Here is a 12870-nt window from a genome sequence, read left to right as displayed (position 1 = left end):
TTATTATAAACTATTTTCTTTTTGGTTGTATATATTTTTATTGGAGATCATATTATTGATGATTTCAGCCACCTCATAAAAATGCTGCAACTGTTCTTCTGAGGTGTTTTTACGTATGGCCTCATTAAAAGTCAGTACTTTTTCTTTAGAGTAAGCTCGTTTTTTCTTTCCAAAATCGGTTAGAAAAATCAGAACACCACGTCCGTCATCAGGATTGGGACGCCGCTCAATCAAACCACGAGCTTCCATCGACTTTAAGGTTCTGGATAGGCTTGTGGCTTCCATGCCCATTTTCGGACCCATGGCGGTTGAAGGCGTTCCTTTTTCTGGATCGATGCTTAGTAGTGCGAAGCCTGTCGCCATTGTACTGTCAAACTTTGAAGCTTCTTCGTTGTACATTTTAGTAACCGCTAACCAAGTGGTTCTAAGAACATAATCAATGGTTTTATCTTTCATTGTAATTCATAAGGATTCCAAATATACAAAAATTTACTATGCACGCATAATAAATTAAAAATATTTTTTATGAATTAAATATCAGATTCCAATTCATTTATGAAGTCTTTTAAATCTTCCGAATCGAACTTGGTTAAACAGTTATTTGTACTTTTGCGCAATTATTAACATTACATTTGTTTTGCATGAAGTTGTTCTTTAGGAAACAAGAATATATAATTCTACTTTACCGTCTGTTTTTAGCTTATGTCTTTTATTTTATTGCAAGGGTCTTGTTCTTCTTCTATAACTACGATGTTTTGGAAGTCCATTCTGTTGGCGAGTTTTTTAAACTGTCTTATTATGGCTTGGCATTTGATACGGCGGCTATATTGTATGTCAATAGTCTGTTTATTGTACTGTCACTTTTACCACTTCGTTTAACCGTTTCTTCCTGGTATCAAAAATTATTGTTCTATGTTTATTTTGTTACCAATTTGATTGGTTATGCCTTCAATTATGTGGATTTTATTTACTATAAATTTAATTTCGCCAGAACGACCTTGTCGGTGTTGGAGGTCGTAGAAAATGAAGCCAATAAAACGGCAATGTTTTTCAGGTTTATGGTGAGTTATTGGCACGTGTATCTCCTTTTTGTTTTAGTGAGCATGTTATGGATCTATCTATATAAACGCGTCAAAATGAAACCATCGGCCCACCGATTGTCAACCGTAACTTATTATATGTCTTCTTTGATTGGCTTTGTGGTCATTGCTACTTTGATTGTGGGCGGTATCAGAGGAGGCGATTTCAAAAAAAGCACGCGTCCCATCAATTTGGTGGATGCCAGTAAGCATGTCAAAAAAATGGAACAGGCAGATTTGGTGCTCAATACCACATTTGCATTTATCAGGACCTTTGGTAACAATAGCTTTAAGAAAGTAGATTATGATATTTCCGATGAAGAAATTCAATTTTATATTAAGCCTATTAAGCACTATAAAAATAATCCGCCCACAAAACCGAATATTGTCGTGATCATCACAGAAAGTATGGGTAGGGAATATTTGGGAGCTTTTAATAAGGACATCGGAGTGGAAAACTATGTAAGCTACACGCCATTTTTAGATTCTTTGGCGCAACACAGTCTTATTTTTCCGAATGCCTTTGCCAATGGTGCAAAGTCCATTCATGGAATGTCCTCTGTTTTATCCGGGATTCCATCATTTGTTGATGCGTTTACATCTTCAAGTTATTCCAATCAAAAGATTCAGAGTTTGGTCTCTGTTTTGAACGATTTGGATTATGATACATCTTTTTTTCATGGTGCACCCAACGGGTCGATGGGATTTTTAGGCTTTAGTAATATTTTGGGATTCGATCATTATTATGGGATGGAAGAGTACGGCAACGATGATGATTTTGATGGCAGTTGGGGCATTTGGGATGAACCCTTTTTGCAGTACATGAAATCTACTTTAGATCATAAACAGCAGCCATTTTTTAGCACCGTTTTTACAGTATCGTCACATGAACCTTTTAAAATTCCTAAAAAATATGATGGTAAATTTCCAAAGGGACATATTAAAATGCACGAACCTGTTGGCTATACAGATTATGCGTTCAAGCAATTTTTCAATGCTGCTAAGAAGGAGCCGTGGTTTGACAATACCATATTTGTCATTACTGCCGATCATCCTAACCAAGTGTATTATGATGAGTATAACAAGGTCATCAATAGGCGTGCGGTACCGATTCTGTTTTATAAATCGGATGGTAGTTTAATAGGTGTAGATAATGAATTGGCGCAACAAATAGATATTTATCCCACCTTAATGGATCTCATAGGCTACGATAAGCCTTTTAGAAGTTGGGGAAGGAGCCTCGTTTCTGACGATGGTGTTGTGCCTTTTGCGATTAACCATAATGCATCGCAATACCACATGTTAAGAGGCAACTACATCTGTACTTTTAACGGCAAGAATGCTACAGGGTTTTATGATATTAACGATAAAAGTCTCGAAAACAATTTGATTGCCAATAGAACACCTGAAATGGATGAAACCGAGAAAGCCTGCAAAGCATTTTTGGAAGACTATTTTGAACGTATTGTGGATAAGAAGTTGAGCTTGGAGCAATAAAAAAGAGCTTCGTTTTAAGAAGCTCCTTGGTTTACGGTCTATATATTTTCTCAATTAGATCTTTGTACATTTCCTTGATCACTTTTCGTTTCATTTTCATGGTTGGAGTTAGTTGACCTCCTTCAATGGACCATATATCAGGAGTCAGTTCAAATTTCTTAATTTGTTCCCATTTCCCAAAATGCTCATTGGCATTATCAATTTCCTTTTGGATTCGCGCCAAAACGACTTCTGATTTTATTATGGATTTATTATCCAATGGAACATTTTTATCTTTATGCTTGATCCACTCTTTAATAAATTCAAAATTTGGCTGGATCAGTGCAGCCGGCATTTTTTCACCTTCACCTATAATCATGATCTGTTCAATAAATCGCGATTGCTTTAATTCGTTTTCCAATAGGGCAGGAGCCACATATTTTCCTCCCGAGGTTTTGAACATTTCTTTCTTTCGATCTGTAATTTTCAAAAAGCCGTCTTCATCAATTTCACCAATGTCACCAGTGTGGAAATAATCGCCGGACATGACAGATTTCGTTTGCTCAGGTTCGTTATAATAGCCCAACATGATGTTTGGACCTTTCACCAGAATTTCTCCGTCCTCTGCAATTTTCACCTCCACATTATCGATGATTTTTCCAACTGTACCTACTTTAAAACCCTTGTTTCTCATGTCGTTTACTGAAATTACCGGGGAGGTTTCTGTCAATCCGTAACCTTCCATGATTGGCATTTCGGCAGCGGCAAAAGTTCGTGTCAATCGAGGTTGCAATGCTGCACTTCCAGAAACCATCATATCCAATTGACCTCCAAGACCCTCTTTCCATTTGCTGAAAATAAGTTTTCTTGCAAGTTTGAGTTGCAATTCATACCACCATCCGTTAGCGCCATAAGGCTCATATTTGAGTCCGAGATCAATGGCCCAGAAAAATAATTTCTTTTTGATGCCGGTCAATTCACCTCCTTTGGCAACAATTTTATCATAGACCTTTTCATAAAGTCGCGGTACCGCTGTCATAACATTCGGTTTGACTTCTTGAAGGTTTTCACTCATTTTCTCAATGGATTCAGCAAAATATATTTCCACGCCACAGTATTGGTACAGGTATAAAATCATACGTTCAAACACATGGCAAACAGGCAAAAAACTTAAAGCCTTCGATTTTCCGTATTCAAAAGGGACGCGTTTCTTGCTGTCCAACACATTTGAGACCAAGTTGTTGTGCGAAAGCATAACCCCCTTTGGTTTTCCCGTTGTTCCGGAAGTATAGATTAAAGTGGCTAAATCGTGTGGTTTCACTGCCTCCATTCGTGCTTCCACCTCACGTTGATTGCTCTCGTCTTTACCTAATTCTAAGATCTCTTTCCAACTTTTTTCAGCTTTGATATCATCGAAGGTGTAAACAGCTTTCAGTTTGGTTTTTGATTTAATGGCATTGATTTTTGCCAACACTTCTTCATCTGAAACAAAACAGATTATTGATCCGGAATGGTTGAGGATATATTCGTAATCGGATTCAGAAATTGTAGGATAAATAGGTGTGTTTTGCGCCCCTATTTGCAAAATACCAATATCCATTACGTTCCATTCTGTTCTATTATTGGAGGAGATAACCGCTATTTTATCATTAGGCTGAACCCCTAAGCGCAACAAGCCTCTACTTATGGCATTGGCTTGTTCAATATATTCTTGAGTGGAAATTGAGGTCCATAAGCCGTCGTACTTTGTTGTAAACGCCTTCTCAAGGTTATAGTGTTTTAATTGATATCTAGGAAAATCAAAAATTCTCGTAACGTCAGTCATTAGTCTTACTAAGTTTAGGATATGCAAAGTATGAAAATAAATAGGATATTCAAATGAGGACATAAAAAAAGGGGCTTTTAATAAGAGAACCCCCTTTATATTCATAATGTGACAACTGATTTCTATTGATTTTCAATCCATTTTCGTGCATTGACAAAAGCTTCCAACCATGGAGAGGCTTCATCTTTTCGGTATTCAGGATAATACGGCCAGTTCCATTGAAATATTGAACGCTCAATATGCGGCATGGTCACTAAATGGCGTCCAGTTTTATCGCACATCATTGCGGTATTAAAATCGGAACCATTTGGATTGGCTGGATAGGCCTCATAACCATATTTGGCCACGATGTTATAGTGTTCTTCGGAGAGCGGAAGCTTGAATTTGCCTTCGCCGTGTGAAATCCAAACACCAAGGGTGCTCCCGGCCAGACTGGACAGCATCACCGAATTGTTTTCTTGTATTTTCACAGATCCAAAACTGCTTTCATGTTTATTGGAGGTATTATAGGTCAGTTTTCCATGAGTTTCATGTTCTGGATTTACCAAGCCCAATTCCATCCATAACTGTGCGCCATTGCAAATGCCTACTGACAGCGTGTCTTCTCTTCTGAAGAAATTCTTTAAGGCGAGATTGGCTTTTTCGTTGTATAAAAATGCACCGGCCCATCCCTTCGCAGAACCTAAAACATCCGAGTTTGAAAATCCTCCAACGGCACCAATAAACTGAATGTCTTCCAAGGTTTCACGTCCCGAAATCAAATCGGTCATATGCACGTCTTTGACATCAAATCCTGCCAGGTACATGGCGTTTGCCATCTCACGCTCTGAGTTGGAGCCTTTTTCTCTTAAAATGGCTGCTTTGGGGCGTGTAGCAGGATCAAGTCGCGACTTGACAGTACCTTCCAATTTTCCTGTGAAATGCTCTGGAAATTTATAACGTAATGGCTGATTCTTATAATTATCAAAGCGAGCTTCTGCCAATCCGTTTGCGGTTTGCTTTTGATCGAGTAGGAAAGAGGTTTTGTACCACATATCACGCAACTTCGATATCGTCATGCTAAACACATCGCTTCCATTGATAATATTTAGGAAATCGCCTTCCACAACCTTTCCAATCTTGAAAAATTCAATATCTGCATCGGTTAATATCTTTTCTGCATAACGATCGGTATCTGGTTTGGTCTGAAAAACGATTCCTGCATTTTCAGCAAAAAGTAATTTGAAAGAATCCTTTTCTCCGATGTCAGTCAGATCATATTCTGCCCCTAAATTGTTATCGGCAAAACACATTTCCAATAAGGTGGTAACCAATCCTCCAGAAGCCACATCATGTCCTGCAGTAATGTGTTCATCCTTAATTAAGGCTTGAATCGTATTGAAAACAGTTTTCACATAAGTTGCATTCTGTACCGTTGGAGTTTCGTTACCAATTTTATTCAGGATTTGCGCAAAAGAGCTACCGCCCAATTTAAATCCATCTTGAGACAGGTTGATATAATAGATGTTTCCTGAATTTCTCCTTAAGACAGGTTCGACAACCTTATTAATGTCGTTACAGTGTGCAGCTGCCGAAATAATGACGGTGCCAGGAGAAATCACTTCTTCTTTTGGATATTTCTGCTTCATGGAAAGTGAATCCTTTCCTGTAGGAACATTGATGCCCAAGTCAATGGAAAATTCAGAAACGGCTTTTACTGCGGTGTAAAGTCGGGCATCCTCACCTTCATTTTTACAAGGCCACATCCAGTTGGCTGAAAGTGAAACACTTTGCAGGCCATCCTTCAATGGTGCCCAAATTATATTTGTAAGTGCTTCAGTAATCCCATTTCTGCTTCCTGCGATTGGATCGATCAAGCCCGAAATAGGGGAATGACCTACGGAAGTGGCGACGCCTTCTTTTCCTTGATAATCCAAGGCCATAACAGCAACATTATTAAGTGGTAATTGAAGCGGTCCGGCACACTGTTGTTTGGCAACCTTACCACCCACGCAACGGTCCACTTTATTGGTCAACCAATCTTTACAGGCAACGGCTTCCAATTGTAATAATTGGTCTAAATAATCGTAAAATTTATCCTTTTTATAAGTGATCGCGTCGTAATTTCTGTGGATCGTTTTATCCGTCATGATTGTTTTTGGAGAGCTTCCAAACATGTCATTAATTTCCAAGTCCATTGGTTTTTGGCCTGTGGTTTTGGATTCAAAAGTAAAACGGTGGTTTCCGGTAACATCTCCAACCGTGTACATTGGTGAACGCTCGCGGTCGGCTATTTTTTGAAGTGTTTCCAGATGTTTTTCAGCAATGACCAAGCCCATGCGTTCTTGGGATTCATTGCCGATAATTTCCTTTGCAGAAAGTGTTGGGTCACCAACTGGTAATTTATCTAAATCGATCAGTCCGCCAGTATCTTCAACCAGTTCACTTAAACAATTTAAATGACCACCTGCACCATGATCATGAATGGAAACGATAAAGTTTTCTTCACTTTCAACCATGCCACGCACGGCATTGGCGGCACGCTTTTGCATTTCCGGATTGGAACGTTGTACGGCATTTAATTCGATACCTGTTGAGAATTCGCCGGTATCAGCGGATGATACGGCAGCACCACCCATCCCAATTCGGTAATTTTCACCACCAAGGATGACGACTTTATCACCAATTTTGGGTATGTCTTTTAAGGCTTGATCTGCTTTTCCGTAACCTATACCTCCAGCTTGCATGATGACTTTATCATAACCCAGTTTACGTGGTGATCCTTCGACTGCACCCATTGTGACATCTGAACTTTCATCATGTTCAAAAGTCAATACGGAACCACAAATCAACGGTTGGCCAAATTTGTTGCCAAAGTCTGAAGCGCCGTTACTGGCCTTAATTAAAATATCCATTGGGGTTTGGTACAACCACGGACGGGCTTTCATTTTTTGTTCCCAAGAGCGATCTGCCTCCAATCGTGAATAAGCCGTCATATAAACCGCAGTTCCCGCTAATGGCAAAGAGCCTTTCCCACCAGCCAATCGATCCCTGATTTCTCCCCCTGAACCTGTAGCAGCCCCGTTAAAAGGCTCTACCGTAGTTGGAAAATTATGCGTTTCTGCTTTTAAGGAAATAACGGATTCAAAGTCTGAGGTTTTATAAAAATCAGGTTTGTCAGCAGTTTTTGGTGCAAATTGTTCAACGACCGGACCTTTTACAAAAGCGACGTTGTCTTTGTAGGCTGAAACAATCGTATTCGGGTTTCTATTCGAAGTTTCACGAATCATCTTGAATAGGGAGTGCTCCTTTTCATCGCCATCAATCACAAAAGTGCCATTGAAAATCTTATGGCGACAATGTTCGCTATTGACTTGTGAGAATCCGAAGACTTCCGAGTCGGTCAGCTTTCTGCCGATCTTTTTTGAAATCCCTTCTAAATAGTCGATTTCTTCATCATTCAAAGCCAAGCCTTCTTGTTGGTTGTACGCCGAAATATCATCGATATCGATGATAGGCTCCGGTTGGATATGAATGGTGAATGACTTCTGGTCAATCCCTTTATATTTTTCAGAGATCATTGGGTCAAAGTCTGTGAAATCTTCGGTTACAGACTGAAATTCTTCAATACGGATGATGTCGGAAATACCCATGTTCTGCGTGATTTCAACAGCATTCGTACTCCAGGGAGTGATCATGGCAGCACGGGGGCCAACAAAAAAAGCATCGAGAGATGCTTGTTCAATTTTAGGCTGGTTGCCAAATAACCACACCAATTTATCGATGGTTTCTGTTGTTAATTCTTTTGTGGCTTGAACAGCAAATACCTTGCTGTTTTGGTTTCCGAAGAAATGAATCATTATGTCTTAGTTTATGCCTGACTTTTTGGGCAGACAGTTTGTATTTTGAAAGTGCAAAATTAATCTTTTTTAAGGAAATTATTTAATAATCAGATATAAATATAAGAGACTTTTACTACGTATAGAAATAATAAAATCCCACGATTAGTCTCAGGTCTATTCTTCAAATCAAATATCAGAGTCATAGCAATTTGCGTTATGATTTTGCCAAAGACCCTTAACTCTTTTTATTTTTATTTCTTTTGTAAGAGCGCCATATAGAAACCATCAAAGCCAGAGGTGTGTGCCAATAGTTTTTCTTCTTTTACAAACGTAAAATCCTGTCCGGCTTCTGAAGCTAAAAAGGCTTTCACCTGATCCTGGTTTTCAGAAGGCAATATGGAACAGGTTGCATAGACCATTTGCCCGCCCGATTTGACCATTCTTGAATATTGTTGTAGGATCTCCTGTTGGGTTATCTTAATTTGATCAATGAACTCAGGTTGCAGTTTCCATTTGGCATCCGGATTTCTTCTCAATACGCCCAAACCTGAACAGGGTGCGTCTATCAGCACACGATCGGCTGTGTCATAAAGCTTCTTGATGACTTTGGTCGAATCGATAACTCTTGTTTCTACATTAAATACACCGTTACGTTTGGCTCTTCTTTTGAGTTCGTTGAGTTTGTTATTGTAAATGTCGAGTGCAATTACCTGACCCTTATTTTCCATTAAAGCGGCAATGTGCAATGCTTTTCCTCCGGCACCTGCACAGGCATCCACCACGCGCATTCCGGGTTCTACGTTTAAAAACTTTGCTACCAATTGTGATGAGGCATCCTGAACTTCAAAATGTCCATCTTTAAAAGCCTCCGTTTGAAACACGTTGGCGCGTTCTTTTAATTTTAAGGCATCGGGATAGTTTGGAATAAAATCGGTTTCAATGTCCAAATCAAACAATACGGCCTGTAACGCTTCTTTGGTCGTTTTTAGGGTGTTGACTCTTAAAATGACATCTGCCTGTTCGTTTAAAGCACTGATTTCCTTGGTCCATAGGTCGTTGCCCAATTCTTTTTCGCCCATTTCGTCCAACCAATCGGGAATGGATTCCTTGAACTTTCTGATTTTGGAAAGTTCATCAAACCGTCCCTTTATTTTTCTGGTAGGCGTGTTCTCAAAATAAGGCCAATCAGGAAGTTTAATTCCTCTTAGGGTTGCCCAAACGGCAAACAATCTCCAAATATTATCTCTATCAAAAGGTTCCTTCACTTCTGCTATTTCGGCATATAAACGCTTCCATCTTACAATGTCATAAGTGGTTTCTGCAACAAAGGCGCGATCCCGGGCACCCCAACGTTTGTCACGTTTTAAAAGTTGCTGGATGACCTTATCCGCATATTGGCCCTCATTAAATATCAACATCAGTCCATCTATAACTGCAAAAGATATATTTCTGTGTAATCTCATTGTTTAATTTTGTTAATTGTTTGTCGTTAGATTGAACGACTGCAAGCTTTTCTATAAAAATTGCGACTGCAAAGTTACGTTAAAATGCTACGACTGCGCGACTATTTTATATTTTTGATTCTAAATCGATTATCTTTCGGCAAAAAATGAGACCATGCGAATATTGACCAGTCTATTATTGTTAACAACAATTTTATCTTGTAAACAAAAAGAAACACCTATAAAGCCTGATATCTCCTCAGTTGAGATTGAAGAGATTTTTAAAGACAGTATCTTAAGTATCAGAGCGATTGATGTTGCTTCGGACAAAAGTTTGGCTTTTGCCGCTAACAACGGCGTTTTTGGATTGTATAACCCTCAAACAGAAGAATGGGCAACGGCAACCCAAAATTATGACACTTTAAATCTGCAATTTAGAGCGGTGGCAAGGACATCCAATGATTTTTTCATGCTAAGTGTAGAGAATCCTGCATTATTATTTAAGACAGGCGAGAACGGTGAAATGGAAGTGGTATATAAAGAGGAACATGAAAAGGTGTTTTATGATGCCTTGAGCTTTTGGAATTCAGAAGAGGGTATTGCCATAGGAGACCCTATTGATGGATGTATGAGTATCATCATCACCCGAGATGGTGGCGAAACTTGGAATAAACTTCCTTGTGAAGTCTTGCCGAAAAGCATGGAAGGTGAGGCTGCGTTTGCAGCAAGCAATACCAATATTGCTATCGTAGGCAACAAGACTTGGGTAGCTACTGGTGGGAAAACGAGTAGAATATTATTTTCTGGTGATAAAGGCAAGTCTTGGGAGATTTTTGAAACGCCAATGATCAATGGTGAAAACACGACAGGCACATATTCCGTTGATTTTTATGATGAAACTAATGGTTTTGCCATTGGTGGCGACTATACAAAACCAGATGGAACAAAGGCCAATAAGATGAGAACATCAGATGGTGGAAAAACCTGGCAATTGGTGGGTGATGGGGTAGAACCGGGATATCGAAGTTGCGTGCAATATATTCCAAATGCTAATGGGAAGAAGCTTGTAACTATAGGTTTTAAGGGTATTGACTATTCTTCGGATTCTGGTAGCACTTGGACCCATTTAAGCGATGAAGGATTTTATACCCTCCGATTTTTAAATGATAGTGTGGCCTATGCTGCGGGCAAGGGGAGAATAGCACGTTTGAAATTTCAATAAAACAAAAGAAATCCCAATAAATAAAAATCCCAAATTCCAAGTCTAAATGATTGGAATTCGAGATTTTTTAATTGAATTTAAAACTCTGAGTTTATTGTTTTCCATGTTGATCGCCATGACGTTTCCTGTACTCCTGGAGCATCTTTCGGTTAAATTCCTCCTCAGCCGTTCTCAACTGAAGAATTTTTCTTGCAGGCAATACATTTTGCTTCAATAGAGATTCAATAAAATCGATTCTCAAATTCTCTCTGTTTCTTTCAAATTTTATGAGATCATTCAGTGCAACTCTGGCTTCTGCTTCAGTGATGTTTTCCGAAATCTGTTTGCGCTTTTCATAACCAAGTCTTCGTTGATTATCTTTTTCAGTTTCATAGGCGTTGTAAATAGGCCAAAATTTTTGGGCTTCGGTTTGGGTCAAGGCCAAACGCTCAGTAATAAACGCGACTTTAAGCGCTTTTATTCTTTCTCTTTTATCTGAGTTCTGTGAGAATGTTGACCAAGAAGTCAAAATCACCAAAAATATAAACGTTATTTTTTTCATTTTCCAAATATTAAATCTTCAATAGAAGCATTGTTAAGGAGGTAGTTTTCTAAGGACTCTTCCGTAAGTGTATTAGACACAAAGTTGTCGAAGTTAAGATCGTCTTCATTTAAAAGTGATGCAATATCATCGATGTTGAGGTTTTCATTATTCAGATAATCTTCAATCGAAGCCGTTTCAACTTGATTGATAGATAAAGGATCATTAGGTCTAAAAAATACCGTAAGCATCAACACCAAAATAGCAGCAACACCTGAAATGTAGGCTGTATTTCGCCATGATATAAGCGATATGACTTTTGGTTTTTCTTCATTTTTAAGACGGGCCTGTAATCTAGCATCAAAATCTTCAAAGTAATTTTCCGGTACGATGTAACCAGGATCTGACATAGAAGCCATCTCCTTTTGAACCTCCAGCTTTTTAAGCAGACGCTGATCAAAAGTATCGAAATAAGAATCAGGGGTTGTAAACCCTGTCTCATTTATATTATGTAACTGACTTTTCTTCATGCTATTACTATGACTTTTTATTTTGCAAAAGGTTTAATCGTTTGTTAAATAGGCCTCTATTTTTTTGACGGCAATGTGATAGGAGGCCTTTAGTGCCCCTTCACTGGTTTCCAAAATCTCTGACATATCGGAGTATTTTAAATCATCAAAATAGCGCATATTAAAAACTAATTTTTGTTTTTCGGGTAGTGTTGCAATGGCCTTTTGTAATTTCAATTGAATCTCACTACCTTCAAAATATACATCGGCTTCAAGATTATCAATGGTTTGATCCTGTAACTCCTCGTTGTCAACACTCCTTAATTTTGAATTTCGTTTTAGATGCGTAAACGCCTCATTCGTCGCAATGCGGTATATCCAAGAGAATAACTTACTCTCGCCTTTAAAACTATGGATGTTTTTATATACCTTGATAAAGGTGTTCTGTAAGATGTCATCCGTATCATCGTGGCTCACGACAATTTTCCGAATATGCCAATAGAGCCGCTCCTTATATAACTGAAGTAACTCCTTAAAAGCAGAGTCTTTGGTTGCTTCGGAGGTTAATCTTAAAATGAGCTCTTTTTCGTTATGCACAAAAATGTTTTTTAATAGGACTGTTGAAGGTAGGAAAAGTTTAATATATTTATTTTAATTTTTTTTAAAAATAATTTTACTGATAATCAACAGGTTACATTAATTTATATCGATTAAAAGTAAAATTTATCGACGAATTGCATTTTTTTCTTGTTTAGTAATATTAAAAGCAATAAATTTACATTAACTAACCTACTTAATCGTCAGTGTCGACCCAAGCACTGACAGTAAAATGAAAAGGATGCGCATTGGTAGTGGCATCCTTTTCTTATTAGTAAAACACTGTTTTGAAAAGGAGCAAAACTCCGCATTTAAAACAGATGGTTGTCCCGATAGCTATCGGATTCATTTCAGCTACTTTAGTTTCTAAAGATGTATT

Annotated in this window: 9 protein-coding genes; 2 read left to right on the top strand and 7 right to left on the bottom strand. The window is 38.4% G+C overall.

What is annotated here, in order from left to right; genetic code table 11:
* Positions 1-3 precede the first annotated feature (3 nt).
* Positions 4-456, bottom strand: a complete 453-nt coding sequence (locus tag G6N06_RS07350) for a MarR family winged helix-turn-helix transcriptional regulator (RefSeq protein ID WP_163515419.1) — start codon at positions 454-456, stop codon at positions 4-6.
* Positions 457-641: 185 nt separating this feature from the next.
* Here G6N06_RS07350 and G6N06_RS07345 point away from each other — a divergent pair, with 185 nt between their 5' ends.
* Entirely contained in the window at positions 642-2576 is a 1935-nt protein-coding gene (locus tag G6N06_RS07345) for an LTA synthase family protein (protein WP_163515418.1), read from the top strand.
* A 31-nt stretch (positions 2577-2607) separates the two neighbouring features.
* On the opposite strand, the gene G6N06_RS07340 is transcribed toward G6N06_RS07345, so the two are convergent.
* The 3 genes from G6N06_RS07340 to G6N06_RS07330 form a co-directional block, all read right to left on the bottom strand.
* The gene (locus G6N06_RS07340) at positions 2608-4380 is read right to left on the bottom strand and encodes an AMP-dependent synthetase/ligase (RefSeq protein WP_163515416.1); all 1773 of its coding nucleotides are present in this window, start codon (positions 4378-4380) and stop codon (positions 2608-2610) included.
* 122 nt (positions 4381-4502) lie between these two features.
* The gene (gene purL, locus G6N06_RS07335; RefSeq protein WP_163515415.1) at positions 4503-8219 is read right to left on the bottom strand and encodes a phosphoribosylformylglycinamidine synthase; all 3717 of its coding nucleotides are present in this window, start codon (positions 8217-8219) and stop codon (positions 4503-4505) included.
* A 233-nt stretch (positions 8220-8452) separates the two neighbouring features.
* Positions 8453-9664: an RsmB/NOP family class I SAM-dependent RNA methyltransferase gene (locus G6N06_RS07330; protein ID WP_163515414.1), complete on the bottom strand. Its 1212-nt coding sequence runs from the start codon at positions 9662-9664 to the stop codon at positions 8453-8455.
* Between the two features lie 154 nt (positions 9665-9818).
* Between G6N06_RS07330 and G6N06_RS07325 the strand changes: the two genes are divergently transcribed.
* Positions 9819-10865, top strand: coding sequence for a WD40/YVTN/BNR-like repeat-containing protein (locus G6N06_RS07325; RefSeq protein ID WP_163515413.1), 1047 nt, complete (start codon positions 9819-9821; stop codon positions 10863-10865).
* A gap of 91 nt (positions 10866-10956) precedes the next feature.
* On the opposite strand, the gene G6N06_RS07320 is transcribed toward G6N06_RS07325, so the two are convergent.
* Genes G6N06_RS07320 through G6N06_RS07310 form a run of 3 tightly spaced genes read right to left on the bottom strand, consistent with a single transcriptional unit; the run spans position 10957 to position 12491 of the window.
* Positions 10957-11406 carry a sensor of ECF-type sigma factor gene (locus tag G6N06_RS07320; RefSeq protein ID WP_163515412.1) on the bottom strand — a complete coding sequence of 150 codons (450 nt, stop codon included), beginning with the start codon at positions 11404-11406 and terminating at the stop codon, positions 10957-10959.
* The gene (locus G6N06_RS07315) at positions 11403-11915 is read right to left on the bottom strand and encodes a hypothetical protein (protein WP_163515411.1); all 513 of its coding nucleotides are present in this window, start codon (positions 11913-11915) and stop codon (positions 11403-11405) included. The genes G6N06_RS07320 and G6N06_RS07315 overlap by 4 nt, the downstream gene beginning before the upstream one ends.
* A gap of 33 nt (positions 11916-11948) precedes the next feature.
* The gene (locus G6N06_RS07310) at positions 11949-12491 is read right to left on the bottom strand and encodes an RNA polymerase sigma factor (RefSeq protein ID WP_163515410.1); all 543 of its coding nucleotides are present in this window, start codon (positions 12489-12491) and stop codon (positions 11949-11951) included.
* Positions 12492-12870 lie beyond the last annotated feature (379 nt).

The organism is Gelidibacter japonicus (assembly GCF_010725055.1).
In the GTDB taxonomy this organism is placed as follows: Bacteria; Bacteroidota; Bacteroidia; order Flavobacteriales; family Flavobacteriaceae; genus Gelidibacter; species Gelidibacter japonicus.
This window is presented reverse-complemented; position numbering and strand designations above follow the sequence as displayed.

Coding starts and splice junctions, on each gene's coding strand:
- G6N06_RS07350 (WP_163515419.1), bottom strand. CDS start 456: ATGAAAGATAAAACCATTGATTATGTTCTTAGAACCACTTGGTTAGCG.
- G6N06_RS07345 (WP_163515418.1), top strand. CDS start 642: ATGAAGTTGTTCTTTAGGAAACAAGAATATATAATTCTACTTTACCGT.
- G6N06_RS07340 (WP_163515416.1), bottom strand. CDS start 4,380: ATGACTGACGTTACGAGAATTTTTGATTTTCCTAGATATCAATTAAAA.
- purL (WP_163515415.1), bottom strand. CDS start 8,219: ATGATTCATTTCTTCGGAAACCAAAACAGCAAGGTATTTGCTGTTCAA.
- G6N06_RS07330 (WP_163515414.1), bottom strand. CDS start 9,664: ATGAGATTACACAGAAATATATCTTTTGCAGTTATAGATGGACTGATG.
- G6N06_RS07325 (WP_163515413.1), top strand. CDS start 9,819: ATGCGAATATTGACCAGTCTATTATTGTTAACAACAATTTTATCTTGT.
- G6N06_RS07320 (WP_163515412.1), bottom strand. CDS start 11,406: ATGAAAAAAATAACGTTTATATTTTTGGTGATTTTGACTTCTTGGTCA.
- G6N06_RS07315 (WP_163515411.1), bottom strand. CDS start 11,915: ATGAAGAAAAGTCAGTTACATAATATAAATGAGACAGGGTTTACAACC.